Source organism: Celeribacter sp. PS-C1, assembly GCF_019429625.1.
In the GTDB taxonomy this organism is placed as follows: domain Bacteria; phylum Pseudomonadota; class Alphaproteobacteria; order Rhodobacterales; family Rhodobacteraceae; genus Celeribacter.
In genome coordinates, this window is record NZ_JAHXRW010000021.1 from 1 (window position 1) to 20297 (window position 20297).

Annotated in this window: 17 protein-coding genes; 11 read left to right on the forward strand and 6 right to left on the reverse strand. The window is 59.9% G+C overall.

Annotated features, from left to right (window positions below):
* The first annotated feature begins 501 nt into the window (after positions 1 to 501).
* Positions 502 to 1434: a cation diffusion facilitator family transporter gene (locus tag J5Y17_RS18505; protein ID WP_219787342.1), complete on the forward strand. Its 933-nt coding sequence runs from the start codon at positions 502 to 504 to the stop codon at positions 1432 to 1434.
* Here J5Y17_RS18505 and J5Y17_RS18510 read toward each other — a convergent pair.
* Positions 1426 to 2187, reverse strand: coding sequence for a hydroxypyruvate isomerase family protein (locus J5Y17_RS18510; RefSeq protein ID WP_219787343.1), 762 nt, complete (start codon positions 2185 to 2187; stop codon positions 1426 to 1428). The two genes, J5Y17_RS18505 and J5Y17_RS18510, sit on opposite strands and share 9 nt — an antisense overlap.
* A 26-nt stretch (positions 2188 to 2213) precedes the next feature.
* Positions 2214 to 2777, reverse strand: coding sequence for a DUF1285 domain-containing protein (locus J5Y17_RS18515; protein ID WP_219787344.1), 564 nt, complete (start codon positions 2775 to 2777; stop codon positions 2214 to 2216).
* Between the two features lie 110 nt (positions 2778 to 2887).
* Between J5Y17_RS18515 and J5Y17_RS18520 the strand changes: the two genes are divergently transcribed.
* The 4 genes from J5Y17_RS18520 to J5Y17_RS18535 are packed head-to-tail and all read left to right on the forward strand — an operon-like array spanning position 2888 to position 9595.
* Positions 2888 to 3892: a MoxR family ATPase gene (locus J5Y17_RS18520; protein ID WP_219787345.1), complete on the forward strand. Its 1005-nt coding sequence runs from the start codon at positions 2888 to 2890 to the stop codon at positions 3890 to 3892.
* A complete protein-coding gene (locus J5Y17_RS18525; protein ID WP_370629008.1) occupies positions 3889 to 4779 on the forward strand; it encodes a DUF58 domain-containing protein in 891 nt (296 codons plus the stop codon). Before J5Y17_RS18520 ends, J5Y17_RS18525 begins: the two co-directional genes overlap by 4 nt.
* The gene (locus J5Y17_RS18530; protein ID WP_219787346.1) at positions 4779 to 7535 is read left to right on the forward strand and encodes a DUF4159 domain-containing protein; all 2757 of its coding nucleotides are present in this window, start codon (positions 4779 to 4781) and stop codon (positions 7533 to 7535) included. The genes J5Y17_RS18525 and J5Y17_RS18530 overlap by 1 nt, the downstream gene beginning before the upstream one ends.
* The gene (locus tag J5Y17_RS18535) at positions 7532 to 9595 is read left to right on the forward strand and encodes a hypothetical protein (RefSeq protein WP_219787347.1); all 2064 of its coding nucleotides are present in this window, start codon (positions 7532 to 7534) and stop codon (positions 9593 to 9595) included. Before J5Y17_RS18530 ends, J5Y17_RS18535 begins: the two co-directional genes overlap by 4 nt.
* 74 nt (positions 9596 to 9669) lie before the next feature.
* On the opposite strand, the gene J5Y17_RS18540 is transcribed toward J5Y17_RS18535, so the two are convergent.
* Both J5Y17_RS18540 and J5Y17_RS18545 read right to left on the reverse strand, forming a co-directional pair.
* Positions 9670 to 10101 carry a DoxX family protein gene (locus J5Y17_RS18540; protein ID WP_219787348.1) on the reverse strand — a complete coding sequence of 144 codons (432 nt, stop codon included), beginning with the start codon at positions 10099 to 10101 and terminating at the stop codon, positions 9670 to 9672.
* Positions 10102 to 10261: 160 nt separating this feature from the next.
* On the reverse strand, positions 10262 to 10831 hold the full coding sequence (locus J5Y17_RS18545; RefSeq protein ID WP_219787349.1) for a carboxymuconolactone decarboxylase family protein: 570 nt from the start codon (positions 10829 to 10831) through the stop codon (positions 10262 to 10264).
* Positions 10832 to 10946: 115 nt separating this feature from the next.
* On the opposite strand from J5Y17_RS18545, the gene J5Y17_RS18550 reads away from it, so the two are divergent.
* Positions 10947 to 11549 (forward strand): TetR/AcrR family transcriptional regulator, encoded by a 603-nt coding sequence (locus J5Y17_RS18550; protein WP_219787350.1) that lies wholly within the window; start codon positions 10947 to 10949, stop codon positions 11547 to 11549.
* Here the strand turns inward: J5Y17_RS18550 and J5Y17_RS18555 are convergent.
* A complete protein-coding gene (locus J5Y17_RS18555; protein WP_219787351.1) occupies positions 11546 to 12241 on the reverse strand; it encodes a DUF599 domain-containing protein in 696 nt (231 codons plus the stop codon). The two genes, J5Y17_RS18550 and J5Y17_RS18555, sit on opposite strands and share 4 nt — an antisense overlap.
* Positions 12242 to 12324: 83 nt before the next feature.
* On the opposite strand from J5Y17_RS18555, the gene J5Y17_RS18560 reads away from it, so the two are divergent.
* The 5 genes from J5Y17_RS18560 to J5Y17_RS18580 all read left to right on the forward strand — a co-directional run bounded on the left by J5Y17_RS18560 (position 12325) and on the right by J5Y17_RS18580 (position 17626).
* Positions 12325 to 13761 (forward strand): FAD-linked oxidase C-terminal domain-containing protein, encoded by a 1437-nt coding sequence (locus tag J5Y17_RS18560; RefSeq protein WP_219787352.1) that lies wholly within the window; start codon positions 12325 to 12327, stop codon positions 13759 to 13761.
* Positions 13758 to 14867, forward strand: coding sequence for an FAD-binding protein (locus tag J5Y17_RS18565; protein ID WP_219787353.1), 1110 nt, complete (start codon positions 13758 to 13760; stop codon positions 14865 to 14867). The genes J5Y17_RS18560 and J5Y17_RS18565 overlap by 4 nt, the downstream gene beginning before the upstream one ends.
* On the forward strand, positions 14867 to 16159 hold the full coding sequence (gene glcF / locus J5Y17_RS18570) for a glycolate oxidase subunit GlcF (protein ID WP_219787354.1): 1293 nt from the start codon (positions 14867 to 14869) through the stop codon (positions 16157 to 16159). The genes J5Y17_RS18565 and glcF overlap by 1 nt, the downstream gene beginning before the upstream one ends.
* A 52-nt stretch (positions 16160 to 16211) precedes the next feature.
* On the forward strand, positions 16212 to 17003 hold the full coding sequence (locus tag J5Y17_RS18575) for a serine protease (protein ID WP_219787355.1): 792 nt from the start codon (positions 16212 to 16214) through the stop codon (positions 17001 to 17003).
* Between the two features lie 143 nt (positions 17004 to 17146).
* Positions 17147 to 17626 carry an Hsp20 family protein gene (locus J5Y17_RS18580; RefSeq protein WP_219787356.1) on the forward strand — a complete coding sequence of 160 codons (480 nt, stop codon included), beginning with the start codon at positions 17147 to 17149 and terminating at the stop codon, positions 17624 to 17626.
* Positions 17627 to 17704: 78 nt separating this feature from the next.
* Here J5Y17_RS18580 and J5Y17_RS18585 read toward each other — a convergent pair whose 3' ends face one another.
* Positions 17705 to 19864, reverse strand: a complete 2160-nt coding sequence (locus J5Y17_RS18585; RefSeq protein WP_219787357.1) for an esterase-like activity of phytase family protein — start codon at positions 19862 to 19864, stop codon at positions 17705 to 17707.
* Positions 19865 to 20297 lie beyond the last annotated feature (433 nt).

A 20297-nucleotide genomic window follows, 5' to 3' on the forward strand; every position in this document is an offset into this window, starting at 1 on the left:
TTTCACGTCAGTTTGTGCAAGACGCCGTGTGTTCGTTTTTGCGTCTTTCGATGAAAATGAATGTAGGCTTCCGTCATGGATGTGTAAATAGGAACGAATATTGGGTTTATAAACATTATAATGTGCGTAAATGCAGATCACATTTTTGGGAGTTTTTTGCATTTTGATGTGATTTTGCGTGATCCCAATAAAAACCCGGCTCTTTTCGTCTTCTTATTGTGCGATGTGCGTTTATGAACATAATTATCAGAAATTCAGTCCACTTATGTGTGCATATGTATACAGATGCGCCTTTATTGGGGAAAACAGCATCTCTCCCTGTGCACATACGCGGGCCGCATTCTTAAGCCTTGCTATGATTCACGGTGAGATGGTCTCAGCCACAGAGCCTCACGCGGACGTCAGGTCGTCACGCGAAAGCCAATAGATTTCGGTGCGATTTATACGGAGCAGCATCCATTTTCCGCTGGCGCTGCGCGCGCATTGAGGCAGGATGCGCATATGTCACACGATCACCACCACGCGCATCACGGCCACGGCCACCATCACCACATCGACCCAGACGCCGGAGACGCCCGAGTCGCCGGCGCGATTGCGGTCAATCTTTTCCTGACGCTGGCGCAGATCGTCGGCGGCGTGGTTTCGGGGTCTATGGCGCTGATCGCCGATGCGATTCACAACCTGTCCGATGCAATCGCTCTTGTGATTGCGTTCGGCGCACGCAAAATCGCCCGCAAGCCGCGCGATGACACCATGACCTTCGGCTACGGCCGCGCCGAAGTGGTCGCCGCGATGGTCAATTACACCACACTGATCATTATTTCGGTCTATCTCTTTGCGGAAGGCGTCTCGCGCCTGTTCAATCCGCCGGAGATTGCGGGATGGACCGTGGTGATCGTGGCCTTCATTGCTCTCGCCGTCGATCTAGTGACCGCGGCACTGACCTATTCGATGTCGAAAGACAGCCTCAACATCCGGGCCGCTTTCCTGCACAACCTTGCTGATGCGGCGAACTCTGTCGCGGTCATCATCGCGGGCGTGGTTATTCTCATCTGGGATTGGCGCCTGATCGACCCACTTCTGACCATCGCCATCGCACTCTATATACTGTGGCATTCGTTCGCAGAAATTCGACCGGTGATCCGCATCCTGATGCTCGGCGCACCGACGAATACCAAAGCCGACGATGTGGCAGCGGCCATGGCGGAAATCGACGGCGTCGAGGATGTGCACCATATTCACCTGTGGCAGATCGACGAACGCCGCACCTCGGTCGAGGCTCATGTGGTGATTTCGGGTGAGGCGACGCCGGTGCTGACCGCCTTGAAAACTGTGCTGCGCGAGCGGTTCTCAATCGCGCATTCAACGCTAGAGGTCGAAACGCCCGGCGCTGGCTGTGCCGGGGAGCCGGACGGAACGCAGCCGTTAGCTTGAGGCCTGTCGGAACCACTCCAGACCATCTTCGGTCCGTTTCTTTGGTGTGTATTCTGCCGAAATCCAGCCGGTGTAGCCGCTCTCATCGACGCGCCGGAAAAACTCCGGGAAATCGATCAGACCTTTGATCGGCTCGTGGCGGTCAGGCGGCCCGGCGATCTGGATGTGCCGCACATAGGGCGCGTATTTGTCCCAGGCCGCCATGGCATCTCCGGTGATGATCTGCGCATGATAAGCGTCGAATTGCAGTCCGAGGTTCAGCTCCGCCACATCATTCAGAATCTCGACAGCCCGATCGAAGTCACTGAGGAAATAGCCCGGCATGTCGCCCTCATTGATCGGCTCGATCGTCAGGCTCATCTTGGGCGCTTCCTGAGCGGCCCATTTCAAATTGCGCTTGTAGGTTTCAAGCGCCACAACGCCTTTCGCCTTGCCAGCCATAATGTGCATGTGTTCCGCGCCAAGGAACTGCGCATATCGGAGCGCACGTTTGAAGTCGCGCTTGAACCGCTCCTCCAAACCCGGCACAGCGGCAAAGCCCCGCTCGCCGCCCGTGTAATTCGGCGGCGGAACGTTGATCAGCACCATCTTGAGGTTCAAATCCGCCATCCGTTTCGCGACCTCGGAGGCCGGCTCGTCATAGGGAAACAGAACCTCCACCGCTTTAAACCCACAAGCCTTCGCTTCGGCGAAGCGTTCAAGAAAGGGGTATTCCTTGAAAAGAAACGACAGGTTGGCGGCGAATTTGGGCATTGGGGCAGTCTGAGGCGGGCGAGATCTCAGGCAAGATCAGTCGCTTTGGCGATTTCGAAAAACGTGTCCGCAGACCAGACGCCAAAAACATCTTCGCCGTCAATCTCCTCCGTGACCCCGAGGTCAAAAAGTCGGAAAAAGCTTTTGCGGTCAATCAGCGCCTCAAGCCCTGCGCGCACCTCGACATAGGGCGCGGGCTCGCCGTCGCGAATTTCGACCCGGATCGGATGGTCCGCATCCGCCGTGACAGTATCGCCGACGGAGGTCTGAAACGTCAGTTTTTGCGTCCGGCCTTTGCCCTCCACCTCGAAATCCACCGCCAGAAACGGCGCGTCATCGACGGTGATTCCCACTTTTTCGACTGGGGTAACTAGGAAAAATTTGTCGCCTTCGCGTTTCAACACGGTCGAAAACAGCCGTACCAAAGGCGCGCGGCCGATGGGTGTGCCGAGGTAGAACCACGTCCCATCCCGCGCGATCCGCATGTCGAGATCCCCACAAAACGGCGGGTTCCACTTGTCCACCGGCGGCAATCCGCGCCCCTTGGCGGCTTTCACGGCACTGGCGATGCTTTCTGCGGAAACTGTCATAGAAAATCTCCTCTTAAACCTTTTGTCATTTGTGCTTTGCACGCGACACGTTTCTAATAGTGGCATGGTTCGACCCGCTAAGTAAGTGCCGGGCAAGTGAGGAGTACGTCATGACCGAAGCCGACCTCGTCGCCGAGATCGAAGCCCTGGGCGCGAAATTGAATGAGGCGAAGGCCTCCATCACCCGCCGCTTTATCGGTCAGGAAACCGTCGTGGATTTGGTATTGTCCTCCATGCTTTGCGGCGGCCATGCTTTGCTTTTGGGCCTTCCGGGGCTTGGCAAAACCCGCCTCGTCGACACGCTCTCGACCGTGATGGGTCTTAAAGGCGCTCGCGTGCAGTTCACTCCCGACCTGATGCCCGCCGACATTCTGGGCTCTGAAGTGCTTGAAACCGCACCCGATGGCTCGCGCGCGTTCCGCTTCATTGAGGGGCCAATTTTCTGTCAACTCCTGCTCGCCGACGAGATCAACCGCGCCAGCCCACGGACCCAATCCGCACTGTTGCAGGCGATGCAGGAAAAATCCGTCACCATCGCCGGTCAGCCACATGATCTCGAGGCGCCGTTTCACGTTCTCGCCACGCAAAACCCGCTGGAACAAGAGGGCACCTATCCGCTGCCGGAGGCGCAGCTTGACCGCTTTCTCGTGCAGGTCGACGTCGAATACCCCGACCGCGACACCGAACGCGACATCCTGATCGCCACCACCGGTGCCGATGAGGACGAGGCCCATGCGGTGTTCACCGCCGAAGAACTGATCCGCGCGCAGGCGCTGTTGCGCATGATGCCGGTAGGCGAACAAGTGGTGGAGATGATCCTCGATCTCGTCCGCGCCTGTCGTCCCAATGAACCCGAAGCACCCGAGGCCGTGAACGCCTCCGTTGCCTGGGGGCCGGGACCGCGCGCAGCACAAGCCCTGATGCTCACCACCCGCGCCCGCGCATTGTTGGATGGTCGTCTCGCGCCCAGCCCCGAAGATGTGCTGGCGATGGCGCGTCCCGTGCTAATTCACCGCATGGCGCTGACCTTTGCGGCGCGTGCGCGGGGTGATGATTTGGGGGCCATCATTGCAGATGTCGCCGAGACTGCCCTGAAAGTCCGGTCTGCCGCGTGACCCAATCCACCGCCTCCCCCGGCCATAAAGGCCTCCGCGCGCGCGCTGAGACTCTCAGTGCCCCGCTACCGCCCTTGCAGGCCCGCGCTGAGCAACTCGCGCGCACGCTTCTGATGGGCGGGCACGGACGCCGGCAATCCGGGATGGGCGATGAATTCTGGCAATACCGCCCCGCACAGGCGGGCGATCCGGGGCGCGCGATTGACTGGCGCCGTTCGGGTCGGTCTGATGGGCATTATGTGCGCGAAAAGGAATGGCAGGCGGCGCAATCGGTGCATCTCTGGGTCGACCTTTCCGCCTCCATGGGGTTTTCATCCGACAAAAACGTGCCGCAGAAATCCGACCGCGCAGCTTTGCTCGCCATGGCCTTGTCGATCCTCTTGATGAAAGGCGGCGAACGGGTCGCTCTCGCATCTCTCGGTACGCCGCCCCGGATCGGATCGCTGCAAATCCGGCGCATTGCTGAGGGGCTGGCGCAGAGCACAGAAGCCGACTATGGCGCCCCCGACGCGACGTTGTTTTTGCCCAACGCCCGCGCCGTCTTCCTGTCGGATTTCCTGGGCCCCATCGAGGCCGTCGAAGAGGCCGTCGCAGCCGCCTCGGATCGCGGCATTTCCGGCATGCTCTACCAAATTCTCGACCCCGCCGAGGAGGCCTTTCCCTATCGCGGGCGCACGGTTTTTACCTCAATGTCTGGCGGCATCATGCACGAAACGCTCCGCGCCTCCGATTTGAAAACCCGCTATCTCGAACGGCTGGCCGAACGCAAAGACCGCCTCAGCCAGATCGCCCATCACGCCGGTTGGCGTTTTGCCACGCATCACACGGATCACTCCGATCTCACCGCGCTTTTGTGGCTTTACGAGGCTTTGGAGGGCCCGCGCTGATGTGGATTTTAGGCCCCATCGGGTTTACCGCGCCTTGGGTTTTGCTTGGGCTTTTGGCCCTGCCGATCCTCTGGCTTTTGCTGCGCGCCGTGCCGCCCGCGCCGATCAGACACCGCTTCCCGGGCGTGGCGCTTTTGCTGGGGCTCAAGGACGAAGAGGTTGAAGCGGATCGCACGCCTTGGTGGCTGCTCCTGCTGCGCATGGTGGCGGTGGCCGCGCTGATCCTCGCCTTCGCGGGGCCGGTTCTGAACCCACGTATTGAGCGTGGCGGTTCAAATAACCCGCTTTTGGTGTTGCTCGATGCAAGCTGGGCTTCCGCGCCGGATTGGTCGCTGCGTATGGGACGGGTGGAACAGGCGCTCGATGAGGCCGAAGCCGACGGGCGCACGGTCTGTATCCTGCCTGCCACCGATCTGCCGACCGAAGGATGCACCTTTCTGGCGCCGTCTGATTGGCGGCCGCGACTGGCGGGCATCGCTCCCGCGCCTTTCGAACCCGATATGGAGGCCCTGAGCGGTGTGATTTCCGTGCTCCCGACGGCTGTCGAGACGCTCTGGCTCTCTGACGGTTTGGCGCGCGCCGGTCGCGAAAAGGTCTTGGCCGAGCTTGAAGGCTTTGGCTCGGTGTCGGTTTTCGAAACGGCTCGCGATGTGATGGCCCTTGGGCCGCTAGAACTCACGGAGACAGGAATTTCCGTCCCTGTGCTGCGCGCCGATGCGGGCGGTGATCGCGCCGTGTCGATTCTGGCCCATGGTCCCGATCCCGCTGGCGTGCCGCGCGTGCTTGACCGGCGCGAGGTCACCTTGCCCGGCGGGGAAACGGCCATAACTGCCGAATTCGACCTGCCACCCGAACTGCGTGCGCGGGTCACACGGTTTGAAATTGAGGGCCAAAGCTCCGCGGGCGCCAAACGTCTCACCGACGACAGTCTCAAACGCCGTGAGGTCGGTTTGGTCGTGGTGCGCGAAGGCGGCGAAGGGCTTCAACTTTTGTCGCAACTTCATTATCTGCGCGCGGCTCTGGCGGGCAAAGCCGATGTGATCGAGGGCGCTTTGCCCGATTTGATCATGGCCAATCCCGATGTGATTGTGCTCGCGGATGTCGCGCAACTTTCCGGCGGTGAAGTTGCCGATCTTTTGGAGTGGCTGAACGAGGGCGGTATGTTGTTGCGCTTTGCCGGGCCCAATTTAGCGGGCTCCGATGTGGCGCGAGACGAGGACGATCCGCTGATGCCGGTGCGGCTGCGCGCCGGTGGGCGGACGCTGGGCGGTGCGATGAGTTGGGGCGAGCCGAAACGCCTGCGCCCCTTTGCCGAGACCTCGCCTTTTTACGGCCTGCCGGTGCCCGAAGAGGTGGAGATCAACGCGCAAGTCATGGCCCAACCCGATCCAGAACTGGCCAATCGCGTGATCGCCACGTTGGAGGACGGCACGCCTTTGGTGACCCGCAAACCTGTGGGCCAGGGGCAGGTCGTGTTGTTCCACGTCACCGCCAATGCCGAATGGTCGACACTGCCGCTATCGGGGCTGTTCGTCGAGATGCTCGACCGGCTCGCTGTGACCTCGCGGGCTGCTGTTTTGGAGGTGGAGGATTTGGCGGGGCAAAGCCTTCAGCCAGTGCGTGTGATGGATGGGTTCGGACGTCTCGACGAGGCCGCCGCCATGCCACCCGTTGCGGGCGAAGAGTTCGTGAACGCACTTGCATCACTGGACACGCCGCCGGGGCTTTATCAGGGCCGCGACAGCCTTCGGGCGCTCAATGTGATGGCCGCAGGCGAGACGCTCGCGCAGATGCGCTGGCCGTCTGATGTGACGCTTTTGGGCGTCGAGGCCGGACGTGAACGCCCCCTCGCACCGTTCCTTTTGACGCTGGCTCTGGCGCTTTTGGGGGCAGACCTTTTGGCCTCGCTTTGGCTTTCCGGGCGTCTGTTCGGCGCGCGGGCGCTTCCCATATTACTCTGCGCGATGCTGATCGCCCCCGATGCCAAAGCGCAAGAACTCGACGATGATTTCGCCCTGCGCGCCTCTTCTGAACTGGCGTTGGCCTATGTCGAAACCGGCGATGCCGCCTTGGACCGCGTTTCCGAAGCGGGTCTTGCCGGTCTCTCCGACGTCTTGACCATGCGCACCTCCGTTGAACCCGCGCCCCCCATCGGGATCAATCTGGAAACCGATCCTTTGGGCTTTTTCCCCATGCTTTATTGGCCGGTGAGTGCCAGCCAACCGACGCCCTCGGCGGCCGCCTACACGAAACTCAACGCCTATCTGCGCACCGGCGGCGTGATCCTTTTTGACACGCGCGATGCCGATGTCGCGGGCTTTGGCGCGGCAACACCAAACGGCACAAAGCTACAAGCCCTTGCCGCCTCTCTCGACATTCCCGCCCTCGAACAAATCCCCGAAGATCACGTGCTCAACCGCGCGTTTTACCTTTTGCGCGAATTTCCCGGACGTCATGCTGATGGCACGCTCTGGGTCGAGGCCGCCCCAGACAGCGAACGCGCCGAGGGCATGCCCTTTCGCAACCTCAACGACAATGTGACGCCGGTGATCATCGGCGGTGGTGATTGGGCCTCGGCCTGGGCTTTGGATGACACCGGATTTCCGCTTTTGCCCGTGGGACGCGGCTTGTCGGGTGAGCGTCAGCGCGAATTATCCTACCGGTTCGGCGTCAATCTGGTGATCTATGTGCTGACCGGCAATTACAAATCCGATCAGGTCCATGTGCCTGCGTTGCTCGACAGGTTGGGCCAATGATCCGCGATCTCACCTTTTCCCCGCTCCTCCCCCTGCCTGTGCTGGCCGTTTTTGCGGGCATCGCCTTTGTTCTCATCGTCTTCGCCGCTTGGCGCGGGTTGTCAGGCTGGGCCCTGCGGGCGCTGGCCGCTTTGGGCGTTTTGGCCGCTCTGTCGGGGCCGTCGCTCAAACAGGAATTGCGTGATCCTCTAACCGACATCGTGTTCCTCGTGGTCGACGAAAGCGCATCGCAAGACCTTTCGACGCGGCCAGACCAAATTGAGGCGGCGCGCACCACATTGGAGGCGCGCATCTCCGCGATGCCCAACACGGAGCTGCGCGAAATTACGCTGCGCGATGCGCCGGACAATCGCGGCACGTTGTTGATGACCGCGCTCTCGGAGGCCATGGCCGACGAGCCGCGCGGGCGGTTGGCGGGGGCAGTTCTGCTCTCTGACGGTCAGTTGCATGACGTCGAACTCGCCCCTGATTTCCCCGCGCCGGTGCACCTCATGCTGACGGGTGAGCCGCAGGATTGGGATCGTCGTCTGGTCATTGAGAGCGCCCCGAGTTTTGCGATCATGGACGAAGAGGTCGTGCTGAAACTCCGCGTCGAGGATCAAGGCGCGGTGCCAAATGAAGACGCGACAAGCCCGCTTTTGGTCTCCATCGACGGCGAAGCGCCACAGAGTTTCACCATCCCCGTTGGCCGTTCCATCGAAGTGCCTTTGATGCTGCCCCATGGCGGCATGAATGTGATCCAATTCACCCTGCCGGAAGCCGACGGTGAGCTGACCACGCGCAACAATTCCGCCATGGTGCAGATCAACGGTGTGCGCGATCGGCTACGTGTTTTGCTGGTCTCCGGCGAGCCGCACAATGGCGAGCGCACTTGGCGTAACCTGTTGAAATCCGACCCTTCCGTCGATCTCGTCCACTTCACCATTCTGCGCCCGCCCTCGAAACAGGACGGCGTGCCCGTAACCGAACTGTCGCTCATCGCTTTCCCGACGCGGGAGCTGTTTATGGAGAAGGTCGACGATTTCGACCTGATCATTTTCGACCGCTACAAATTGCGTGGCATCCTGCCCGCCTCCTACCTCGATAACATCGCGCGCTATGTGGAAAACGGCGGCGCAGTGTTGTTCGCCGCAGGCCCGGATTTTGCCTCCGCCGACAGTATCTATCGCTCGCCTTTGGCGCGGGTCATCCCGGTCTCCCCCACCGGCCGCGTGATCGAAGATCCTTACCTGCCGCGCCTCACCGATCTGGGTGCGCGTCACCCGGTGACCCAGGGCTTAGGCGGGCTGCGCTTTGCTGAGGATGAGCCGGCTTGGGGCCGGTGGTTTCGACAGGTCGAACTCGAGCCCGATGAACAGGGCGAAACGGTGATGTCCGGTCTCGATGGGCGGCCTTTGTTGGTGCTCGACCGGGTGGGCGAAGGCCGCGTGGCGGTGCTTGGCTCCGATCATGCGTGGCTTTGGACACGGGGCGTCGAGGGCGGAGGACCGCAACTTGAACTGCTGCGGCGTCTGGCCCATTGGATGATGAAGGAACCGGAACTTGAGGAAGAGGCGCTGACCGCCACCGCCGAGGGCAACATGCTGACAATCACCCGCCGCAGCCTCACAGAGGGCGACCGCTCCGTGACCGTCGAGGCGCCGGATGGCACTGTGTCCGTCGTGCCGATGGAAGAGATCGCGCCGGGCCGCTATGTGGCCGAGGTCACTGGTGGCGAGATGGGGCTTTATCGCCTGTCCGAAGGCGATCAAACCGCCGTCATGGTGCTTGGCCCCTCCGCGCCGCGCGAGTTCGAGGAAACCATTGCGACCGGCGACAAACTTGCCTCCGTGATCCGCGTCTCGGGCGGCGGCACTTTTGCGCTCTCGGATGGGGTGCCGCGTCTGCGTTTGGTCGAAGAGGGCCGCGTTGCCGCAGGCCGCGGCTGGTTCGGCATCACCCCGCGCGAAGCCTACGTGACGCAATCGACCCGGCTCTCGCCATTATTGCCAGGCTGGGTTTGGCTGGTGCTTCTGGCGGGGCTGTCAGTGGCGGCTTGGTTGCGCGAAGGTCGCAGGTAACGATCACACACAGAAACGGCCCCGATCATCATCGAGGCCGTTTTCAGTTTTACCGTTCAATTTAAGCGAAGCGCTCAGTGCGTCAGAGCCAGAGCGCCGCCACCCAGCAGGACTTGGACGAACAGAGCCACCGCCCAGAATGCCGGATATTCCCAGCCGCCGTTCTCATTGGTGAACCAGAAGCCGTTTTTGCCGTGGGCAAGGATGGCTGCGCCGAGCAAAGTCGGGATCAGGAGCAGAGCGACGAGGCTCGTTTGGAAGCCGACGATCAGGGCGATGCCGCCCAGCGTTTCAGCGGCGATGGTGATGTAGGCGAACCAGCCCGGGACACCCAGAGAGGCGAAGAAACCAGCAGCACCTTTGGGGGTGAAGATGAAGTATTTCAGGTAAGCGTGGGCCAGGAACAGCCCGCCAAGAGAGACGCGGAGCAGCAGAGCAGCGAGTGCGATTGCGGTGACAGAGCCAGCGCCAGCGAAGCTCAGGAGATTGGAAGAAAGGTCGATCATTGTCTTGTCCTCATTCAGAGCCGCGATGCGCGGCGTTTCGTTGAGGAGAGGTATATCGATGGCCTATTGAGTTTGATATGGCGAAGGTGTTGAATGACTTTCTCTATATTGTTCTTAAAATAGCAGAGGGGCGGCTTTGATACCGCCCCCGCCAAAAAGATCACACCAGCGCGGGCGTGGCTTTTTCCCAGGCAAAGGCCTGCATCGCCGGATCGACCGGGGTCTGGGCGATGGCATTGGTGTAATTCGACATCACCTTTTGCGCGGTTCCGACCAGCACTTCGAGGATTTGCCGTTTGGTATAGCCCGCATCGAGGAACGTCTGCATCTGGTCCTGCGTCACGTTCCCGCGCTGGCGCACGATCTGAAGCGTGAATGTCCTGAGCGCCTCAAGATGCGCCGTCGGCAGAGGCGTTTCATCGCGCAAAGCATTGGTGATGGCGTCATCCACCTTCATCTTTTTCGCGATGCCGGTATGGCCGGGAACGCAGTAATGACATTCATGTTCGACGTTGATGGTCTGCCAGATCACGGTCAGCTCATCCTTGTCAAAGGTGGTTTCGGTCATAAATGTGTGGTGGAGCTGCCAATAGGATTTCGCGAGCGCCGGTGCTTCTGCCATGACGGCGATCAGGCCGGAGACGCGACCGAAGGCGGATTTCACCTCCTCCATCGTGGCCCGGCTTTCTTCGGGGGCGGTGTCAATCGTGTGGGCGGTAAAATCGATCATGGTCGGTCCTTTTGATTCTTGAGCGATTGCTCAATTAAGATATGGCTCGATATTAGTTTACTTGAGTAATCACTCAATATATATTTTGAGCGATCACTCAAATTTGAGGCGAAAGATGGCGAGACAGGCGACATATGACCGCGATAAGGTGCTGAAATCCGCGATGGACCTGTTCTGGGCCAAGGGGTTTCATGCCACCTCGCTGAAAGATCTAGAGAACGCGCTCGACATGCGGCCCGGCTCGATCTACGCCGCTTTCGGATCGAAAGAGGGGCTCTATGCCGAGGCGCTGCGGCTCTATTCGGGGCGCACACAGGCGGGGCTGGCGGAGGTCATGGCGGAAGGCGGCTCAAAACTCAAAGGGATCGCGGATTACATCCGCTTGTTGGGTGGCCAAAGGCGCGCTGAGGTGCCGTCGCGCGCGTGTATGTTGGTCAAAACAATTCTGGAAATGCCCGATGACGACCCGAACCTGCGGGGCCTCGCCGAAGATTTGATTGATCAAATGGAAGCGGCGCTGACTGAGGTTCTGCGCCAAGCGCAGGCGGAAGGCGAACTGCCCGCAAGCGCCGATCCAGTGCGGCTCGCCGGTCAAATCCAGACACAGCTGATCGGTCTACGCGCCTACGCGCAGAGGATTCATGCGGAGGGGCGCATCGCGCAGGTCGCCGAAGACATCGCGCAGAACATCGAGGCCCTCTCCGTCGAAGCGGCTTAAACTTCTTCGCGCATCAAAATGCGTCGGGAGGTCGAAGCAAATTCCCGGCGCAGCATGATGAAGATCACGAGGCTGCCGCCGGCCAAAAGTCCAACCGGACCCAACAGCCACGACAGCGCGCCGAGCGCGAAATAGATGCCGCGAATGCCTGCGTTGAACGCGCGCGCGGCCGTTATGTTCAGTTCGCCCGCCTTGTGCGCTCGCGGCAGGGCCTGCGGGTCGGCCTCGTCATTGCTGACCGAAGCCATGACCACGCCGCAATAGCCGAACAGCCGGTTCGACCAGATGAATTTCAAGAACGCGTTGGTGATAAAGAACAGCGCCAGTAGGATTTTCACCTCCCAGATGATCTTGGGGGCGTCCAGCGCCAGATCGCTAGCCACATCACTCAAACGCTCAGCATTTGAGATCGCCGCCAAACCGCCACCGATGGCGATGAGACAGGCAGAGGCGAGAAAACTCGTGCCTTCGCGCAGGGTCGCCAAAACGGTCGCATCGAAAATCCGCGGCTTACGAGTGATCATATGCACCATCCACTCGCGCCGGTAATCAGCAACCAGCACGGAGGTCGAGACGCGTTTTTTCGGTGGGTTCTCGATCACATAGCCCAAAATGCCCCATGCCGAGATCAGATAGATCACAGCAAGGCCATCTACCACGGAGAAATATTGAAGCTGATCAAAGAGTTCCATCTTCGCAGCATTACGCAAACGCGCCGCGCTTGTCACATCTAAAAATTGGTTATAAAAATTGACCAATAAGGGGAGGAAGCGCCATGGACATGCCCGCGCCAAAGCCGGAGATTCTCAGCCGCAAATCGGAACTCGCGACGCGTCTGCGGGCGGTTTTGGCCAAGGATGCACTGATTGAGGCGCCCGAAGAGCTCAAGGCCTATGAGTGCGATGCGCTGACGGCCTATCGCTGTCCGCCACTTTTGGCGGTGCTGCCGGAGACCACGGAGGAGGTCTCGAAAGTCATGGCGATCTGTCACGAGATGGGCGTGCCGGTGGTGCCACGCGGTGCGGGGACGTCGCTGGCCGGGGGCGCTTTGCCGTCGGAAGATGCGGTGATCTTAGGCGTGGCGCGCCTGCGCGATGTGGTGGAGATCAACACTTCCGACCGCTACATCCGCGTGCAGACCGGCATGACAAATCTTGCTGTCACGGCAGCCGTGGAGGACGAAGGGTTTTTCTACGCCCCCGACCCGTCGAGCCAATTGGCCTGCGCCATCGCGGGCAATATCGCGATGAATTCCGGCGGCGCGCATTGCCTCAAATACGGCGTCACGACAAACAATCTTTTGGGCGTCACCATGGTGATGGCCGACGGCGAAGTGGTCGAGATCGGTGGCGCGGAAATGGACGCGGGCGGGCTCGATATTTTAGGACTGATCTGCGGCTCCGAGGGGCAGCTGGGCGTGGTCACCGAAGCCACCCTGCGCATTCTGCCGAAACCCGAGGGAGCGCGGCCTGTGCTCTTTGGGTTCGACAGCAACGAGGTGGCGGGCGCCTGTGTCGCAGACATCATCCGCTCGGGACTGATCCCAGTGGCGATCGAATTCATGGACCGACCGATCATTCGCGCCACCGAAGAGTTCGCGGGTGCGGGTTATCCGGATTGCGAAGCGCTTTTGATCGTCGAGGTCGAAGGCTCGGCACAGGAGATTAACGATCAACTGGCGCGGATCATCGAGATCGCCACGCGGCACAATCCTGTCGCGATCCGGGAAAGTCAAAGTGCCGAGGAAAGCACGCGGATTTGGCTGGGCCGGAAATCAGCCTTTGGCGCAATGGGGCAACGTGGCGATTACATTTGCCTCGATGGAACCATTCCTGTCGGCGAACTGCCCGCCGTGCTCAAACGCATTTCTGAACTCGGCGCCGAACACGGCCATATGGTGGGCAATGTTTTCCACGCGGGCGACGGCAATATGCATCCCCTCATTCTTTATAATGCCAACGAGCCGGGACAATTGGAGAGCGCCGAGCGGTTGGGCGCGGAGATTTTGAAACTCTGCGTCGATGCCGGGGGCTGTCTGACTGGGGAACATGGCGTGGGTGTCGAGAAACGCGAGTTGATGACGCATCAATTCAGGCCTGCCGACCTTGAGGCACAAATGGCAGTGAAGGATGTGTTTGATCCGAAATGGATTTTGAACCCGGCAAAAGTGTTTCCGCTGGATGTCAGCGCCTCGCGGAGGGCGGAGGCATGAGTATTTTGGCCAAGAAGAAGACGGCAGAGAGCGAATCCGATCTGGCTGAGATTCTTCGTGCAGGCGGCTCCTTCGTGATCGAAGGCGGGGGAACTCGGCGGATCGGAGTGACCGAGGGCGAAAGTCTGTCCACCCAAGGGGTGAGCGGCGTGACGCTCTATGAGCCAGGGACGCTCACGCTCGTGGCGCAGGCTGGAACGTCGGTTGCAGAGATTGACACTCTGTTAGCCTCCGAGCGGCAGAGACTGGCCTTTGAAGCGCCGGATTTACGCGGGCTTTTGGGGCGGGAGGGCGTGAGTACCCTCGGCGGTGTTGTGGCCACGAATGCCTCCGGGCCGCGACGCGTGGCAATGGGCGCCTGTCGCGACTTCTGCCTCGGTGTACGCTTTATCGACGGGCGCGGCGAGGTGGTGAAAAATGGCGGGCGGGTGATGAAGAATGTCACGGGGCTTGATCTCGTCAAGCTGATGGCAGGCAGCCATGGCACGCTGGGCGTGATGACGGAGGTAAGCCTTAAGGTGCAGCCTTTGCCCGAAACGGTGGTCACTCTTGTGGTGCCGGGATGTGAGGCGGCGGACGCAATTGCGATCCTGTCTCAGATGCTGGGTCAGCCCTATGACCTGACCGGCGCGTCATGGCAAAACAGTGAGGTTTTGTTGCGGCTTGAAGGGTTTGAGACCTCGCTGCGCTACCGTGTCGAGCGATTGAAAGCACTCTTGCGGCACGATGTTGTTGAGCATTGGGGCAACGAGACCTGTGATCCGATTTGGCACGGCATTCGGGATGTGACGGCGTTTCACGACAGGCCCGGCGATGTTTGGTCCGTGTCCGTGAAGCCCTCTGCGGCGGTAGAGTTGGTCGACAAAGTGATGCCCGACGATGTGATGTTCGACTGGGGCGGCAATCGGATCTGGCTTTTGACCGAGACGGGCACCGATGTGCGCGCAAAGATGACCACTGGGCATGCAACCTTGATCCGGGCCTCTGAAGAGACAAAGCAGAACTTGGGCGTGTTTCACCCGCAACCCGCCGCATTGGCACGGATCAGCGCGGGGCTGCGACAGACATTCGACCCCGAAGGCAAATTCAACAGAGGCATGCGCTGATGCAGACGAATTTCACACCAGAGCAGCTCACGGATCCCGGCCTCAAACGCGCCAACGAGATTCTGCGCGCCTGTGTACATTGTGGGTTTTGCACCGCAACCTGCCCGACCTATGCGGTTTTGGGGGACGAGTTGGATAGCCCTCGTGGGCGGATTTATCTGATCAAGGATATGTTGGAAAACGACCGTCCGGCGGATGCCAAGATCGTCAAGCATCTGGATCGCTGCCTCTCCTGTCTGGCCTGCATGACCACGTGCCCCTCGGGCGTGCATTATATGCATCTGATCGACCATGCCCGTGCGCATGTGGAGAAGACGTATAAACGCCCCCTCATGGATCGCTTTTTACGTTGGACGCTGGCGAAAATTTTGCCTTATCCGGGGCGGTTTCGGGTGGCTTTGCTGGGCGCGAAAATTGCGAAACCTCTGCGCCACCTGATGCCCGATCCAAGGCTGAAAGCTATGCTGGAGATGGCACCCGCCCGCATTCCGGCCCCGTCACGCAACGACGATGCACAGGTGTTTCCGGCGAAAGGCGCGCGCAAGATGCGAGTCGCGCTGATGACGGGCTGTGCGCAAAAGGCACTGGATACAGACATCAACGACGCAACCATCCGGCTCTTGACGCGGCTGGGTTGTGACGTGGTGGTCGCAAAGGGCGCGGGCTGTTGCGGGGCGCTGACCCATCACATGGGTAAGGAAACGGAATCGCACGGCACGGCTGCCAAAAACATCCGCGCCTGGATGCGGGAGATCGAAGGAGACGGGCTGGACGCCATCGTGATCAACACCTCGGGCTGCGGCACGACGGTGAAAGATTACGGCCATATGTTCCGCACCTCGGAACTGGCCAATGAGGCCACACAGGTTGCCGCGCTGGCCAAGGATGTCTCAGAAGTGTTGATGCAACTTGATCTGCCGGAAGGCCAACAAGACCTCAAAGTCGCCTATCACGCCGCCTGTTCTCTGCAACACGGTCAGCAGATCAAGACACACCCCAAAACGCTCCTGAAACGGGCGGGTTTCGAGGTGGTCGAACCGCAAGACAGCCATCTCTGTTGCGGCTCGGCTGGCACCTACAACCTGTTGCAGCCCGAACTGTCTCAAAATCTGAAAGAGAGAAAAATCAAAACCCTTTCGGCAAAGCGCCCAGACGTGGTGGCGGCGGGCAATATCGGCTGCATCATGCAGATCGGATCAGGCATGGATGTGCCGGTGGTGCATACGGTCGAATTGCTCGATTGGGCAACAGGTGGCCCAAAACCGTCGAAATTGTTCGCGAATCGGTCATAATCAGGCCTTGAACCCTCTATACCTCAAGAGGGAACAGGACTTGAGGACCGCCATGAGACAATTGCTGACCATCTTCTTTATCCTCCTCATGGCCGGACAGGTGCAGGCGGACAGCGAACTCAAGGCGTTTCAAACTGGCGACGACAGCCGCGGCTGGGAGGCCGTCGGGCGCCTCGATTTCGCCGGAAGTAGCTTTTGCACTGGTGCCTTGATCTCGGAAACGCTGGTGCTGACTGCGGCGCATTGCATGTTCGATATCGACGATCACACGCCGCACGAACCGCAGGACATCACCTTCAAGGCCGGTTGGCGCAACGGGCAGGCGCAAGCCTACCGCGCTGCCAAGGCGATCTATGTCCACCCTGAATTCGCGCTCAACACCGGTGATCTGCATGACCGCCTTGTCCATGACGTGGCGTTGATCGAGTTGGATCGCCCGGTGCGCACCACCGCCGTGCGCCCCTTTCCCATTTCTGCGCGCCCGGAAAAAGGACAGGCTGTTGGGGTCGTCTCCTACGCCCATGACCGCGCCGAAACGCCCGCCCTGCAAGAAGTCTGCCATGTGGTGGCACGTCAGGGCGGTGTGCTTGTGACCTCTTGCGAGGTAGATTTCGGCTCGTCCGGCGCGCCGATTTTCGATATGTCCGGAGCTTCGCCGCGCATCGTCTCGGTCGTGTCCGCCAAGGCGCAATTCCGAGGCGGGCGTGTCTCCGTCGGCACCTCGCTCGACGGCGCACTGTCCGATCTTTTGCAAATGGCCTCGACCGGCAAGAGCCATTTCCAAAAGGCGAGTGCTGAGCCTCTGTCTCACTTGTCCCAGACGGAATTCGTCGCGGGGCGCTAAGCGCGCGGAACACCCGCCCTCTTGAAACCGCAAAATCCGATCCCCAGATTCCTGATGTCGGACGCCTCTTTTGGGTCCGGCATGTCGCCTGTCCGATCATCCGGAAGGCATCACATTTTGGAATCGCTCACTGGAGGATACCCATGCGTAACTTTGATCTTGCACCACTCTACCGTGCCACTGTCGGCTTCGACCAAATCGCCGATCTGATGGACCGAGTTCTGACCCAAGAGGTCAGCCAACCCAGCTACCCGCCCTATAACATCGAGAAAACCTCCGACGACGCCTGGCGCATTTCTCTCGCCGTGGCCGGGTTCTCGACCGAAGACATCGCCATTGAACAGCGTGAGAACGCGCTGGTGATCACCGCGCGAAAAGCCGACAGCGATGAGGAAAAGGGCAAGACCTATCTCCATCGTGGCATCGCCACCCGCGCATTCGAGCGCCGCTTTACTCTGGCCGAGCATGTCCGGGTGACGGGCGCGTCCCATGAAAACGGCATGCTCCATATCGACCTGAAGCGCGAAGTGCCCGAAGCGCTCAAACCGCGCCGGATTGAGATTGCCGGGCCGAATACGGTCGAAACCAAGGTGATCGAGAGCGATCCGACCACCGAGGTCTGATCTTTTTCTTGGCAAATATGCTTAAATTAAAAACGCCCGCCGAATTGGCGGGCGTCTCCGTTTTCGAACTGCGTCAGCTTATTCGACCGAGCCAATGGACCAGAAGAAGGTCTCGCCCGAGCTGTCATCCACACCGTCGTTGTCGGTGGAGACGAACATCTCGCCCTCTGCGGTGATCGCAAGGCCTTCGACCTTATCGACCACATAGCCGCCGAAGGATTTCAGATCCGGGATCAGGTCGCGGACCTCTTCTTTGGAGACGACTGGGAGTTCCCCACCCAGAGGCGCGGGCACCATCTCGGCGGCGGGGATGCGATAGATTTTCTTGGTCACGGCAGCCGCACCAATCTGGTTGTCGCGCTCGATGACGTAGAAATAATCCCCATGAGCGACGATCTCCGACAGGCCGACCCAGCCGGTGTCTGGCTCTGCTTTGGGATAGGAGACGGCGCCCCATTCCTCGGTCTCAAGGTTATAGGCGACGAGTTTGACGGTGTTCTTCGCGTCATCGCCCCATTCGCGCTGCACAGCCATCCAAAGCGTGTCACCGACCTTGGTGATACCTTCGAAGCCAAAGCGTTTCTCGACGGCCATGAGTTCGGCGGGAAGGCCGATCTCATCCGTGATCTCACCATCCGCATCGACGTGATAGAGCGCATGCGGGATCACTCGGTCGGTGCGGCCCTCGGAGGCGACCCAAAAGCCACCTTCGCCATCAAGAGTGATGCCTTCCATGTCGAGTTTCTGCGCGGCATCGCCATTTGCGCGCGTCACGCGGAGCACCTCGGTGATGCGGGCCGGTTTGGTGGAGGGATCAATCGTGAAGATCGTCGGCTGATAACCATAGAAGCTGTCGTTCACGGCGTAGATCAGGCCGTTGTCGCCCGCGACCATGCCGGAGATTGCGCCCCAACCGATCAGCTCATCCGCGCCCTCAGAGGTCAGCGTCGGATACATCGCCTCGCCTTCGGAACGCTCGAAGATCATGACATGGGCGCGCACGCCGCCGTCCTCGATCAGGTCGGTCTCATTGGCGGAGATCAACAGGTTGCGTTCCGGGATTGCAACATAGCCTTCCGGCCCGATGCCCGAGGGCAGAAGCTGTTCCAGCACCGGTGCGGTGAGGTCAGACACGTTGTAGACGCCCACGGCAGAGCCGCGCTCGGAGCCGACGAAGACGTAAGGCGTGCCGTCGAACACGGCGGTTTCGATGCTCTCGGGTTCAACGCCTTTAGCATCGGAGCGTTTGTCCGGGTAGTGGCCGATTTGCACGAGCGCATGCTCAAAAGACGCGCCGCTTTCATAGACGACAGAGCCGTCCTTGTTGAAAATCGTCCAGCCGCGCGAGCCGCCGTCCATGTCGCCTTCGTTGGCGATGGCAAAATGGTCGTCGTCGATCCATTTCACCGCATCGGGTTCACGTTTGCGGCCCAGTTGCTCATCGGAAAAGATCAGCGCGCCGCGTTCGTCCACGGTGTCGATCCCGGTCAGGTCCACAGTGCCTGCGGAGAAGTGGTTCAGGATCTCACCATCTTTGGAGATCACCACCAGGTGGTTGTTCTCCTGAAGCGTCATGACGGTTTCGCCAAGCGTGTTGATGTCCACGAACTCCGGCTCCGGGTCTTCCGGCGAAATCTCGGTCAGGCCGGTCAGCTCGACGGTTTTCACATCGGAACAGCCGCTCTCGGTGACGGACACCATATCGAGGAAACCTGCTGGCGGCTGGCCGGTGCGACCGTCGCCCAGATCTTCGTCGCGCTCGTTCTCGATCGCCACGGACACGAACGAGCCGTCTTTTGACACCGCGATCGAGTCCGGCTGACCGCCAAGATCGCAAGAGCCAATGATTTCCATCTTGGCCATATCGACGACAACAAGCTGGCCGGAGGTGTTGACGTAATCCTCAGAGGTGTTCACGCCGACATAGGCCGTCATGCCGCGCACGGTGACGGAGGTCGGCTCGCCGGGCATTGCGATGTTGCCAAGCGCCTTGGGGGCTTTCGGATCGATGATGTCGATGAGGCCCACAACGCCCAGCGGGCTGTCGGTGTAGATCAGCGTCATGCCGTCTTCCGAGGCGGCGATGATCTCGGCGGAGGTTTCACGCGCACGGTCCTCGCCCTCGGCCATATTGTCCGGCGTGGCGAAAGAGGCGATGCGGTTGAAGGTCATATCGGCAGAGGCCCCGGTCGCACAAAGCGCCAGAGCAGAGGCCGCAAGCAGCAGGTTCTTTTTCATGAGACGTCCCTCGTCAGTATCTGTGCGCGCGGTGTGACGAAAGGGAATGTCGTTCAGGTGACGGTTTTGTATCCGTTTTGTAAGCCCACCTCTTTGGGGGCGGAGTCTGGTAAGCGCACGACCGAGTTAGCCGTCTGTCAGGCGGCTCGAAATCAATGAATTTCGGTTAGCAACCGTGTGAACCTCATACTTATGTTCAAAAAGAAACAATGTGGAAAATTATCAGGACAGAGATGAATCATGTCACCATTGGTGCGAAAAGTTCGGAAAAGTTCCAGAGTTCACGGAATATTTGATGTTCAAATATGAACAATATAGTGGACAATCAATATACATATGTTCCTATTTACACATCCATGACGGAAGCCTACATTCATTTTCATCGAAAGACGCAAAAACGAACACACGGCGTCTTGCACAAACTGACGTGAAA

Excerpts from the sequence above, each read along its gene's own strand:
- J5Y17_RS18530 (WP_219787346.1), top strand. The coding sequence starts at position 4,779 with ATGTGGATTTTAGGCCCCATCGGGTTTACCGCGCCTTGGGTTTTGCTT.
- J5Y17_RS18585 (WP_219787357.1), bottom strand. The coding sequence starts at position 19,864 with ATGAAAAAGAACCTGCTGCTTGCGGCCTCTGCTCTGGCGCTTTGTGCG.
- J5Y17_RS18575 (WP_219787355.1), top strand. The coding sequence starts at position 16,212 with ATGAGACAATTGCTGACCATCTTCTTTATCCTCCTCATGGCCGGACAG.
- J5Y17_RS18580 (WP_219787356.1), top strand. The coding sequence starts at position 17,147 with ATGCGTAACTTTGATCTTGCACCACTCTACCGTGCCACTGTCGGCTTC.
- J5Y17_RS18540 (WP_219787348.1), bottom strand. The coding sequence starts at position 10,101 with ATGATCGACCTTTCTTCCAATCTCCTGAGCTTCGCTGGCGCTGGCTCT.
- J5Y17_RS18545 (WP_219787349.1), bottom strand. The coding sequence starts at position 10,831 with ATGATCGATTTTACCGCCCACACGATTGACACCGCCCCCGAAGAAAGC.
- J5Y17_RS18535 (WP_219787347.1), top strand. The coding sequence starts at position 7,532 with ATGATCCGCGATCTCACCTTTTCCCCGCTCCTCCCCCTGCCTGTGCTG.
- J5Y17_RS18510 (WP_219787343.1), bottom strand. The coding sequence starts at position 2,187 with ATGCCCAAATTCGCCGCCAACCTGTCGTTTCTTTTCAAGGAATACCCC.
- J5Y17_RS18550 (WP_219787350.1), top strand. The coding sequence starts at position 10,947 with ATGGCGAGACAGGCGACATATGACCGCGATAAGGTGCTGAAATCCGCG.
- J5Y17_RS18560 (WP_219787352.1), top strand. The coding sequence starts at position 12,325 with ATGGACATGCCCGCGCCAAAGCCGGAGATTCTCAGCCGCAAATCGGAA.
- J5Y17_RS18515 (WP_219787344.1), bottom strand. The coding sequence starts at position 2,777 with ATGACAGTTTCCGCAGAAAGCATCGCCAGTGCCGTGAAAGCCGCCAAG.
- glcF (WP_219787354.1), top strand. The coding sequence starts at position 14,867 with ATGCAGACGAATTTCACACCAGAGCAGCTCACGGATCCCGGCCTCAAA.
- J5Y17_RS18555 (WP_219787351.1), bottom strand. The coding sequence starts at position 12,241 with ATGGAACTCTTTGATCAGCTTCAATATTTCTCCGTGGTAGATGGCCTT.
- J5Y17_RS18520 (WP_219787345.1), top strand. The coding sequence starts at position 2,888 with ATGACCGAAGCCGACCTCGTCGCCGAGATCGAAGCCCTGGGCGCGAAA.
- J5Y17_RS18505 (WP_219787342.1), top strand. The coding sequence starts at position 502 with ATGTCACACGATCACCACCACGCGCATCACGGCCACGGCCACCATCAC.
- J5Y17_RS18565 (WP_219787353.1), top strand. The coding sequence starts at position 13,758 with ATGAGTATTTTGGCCAAGAAGAAGACGGCAGAGAGCGAATCCGATCTG.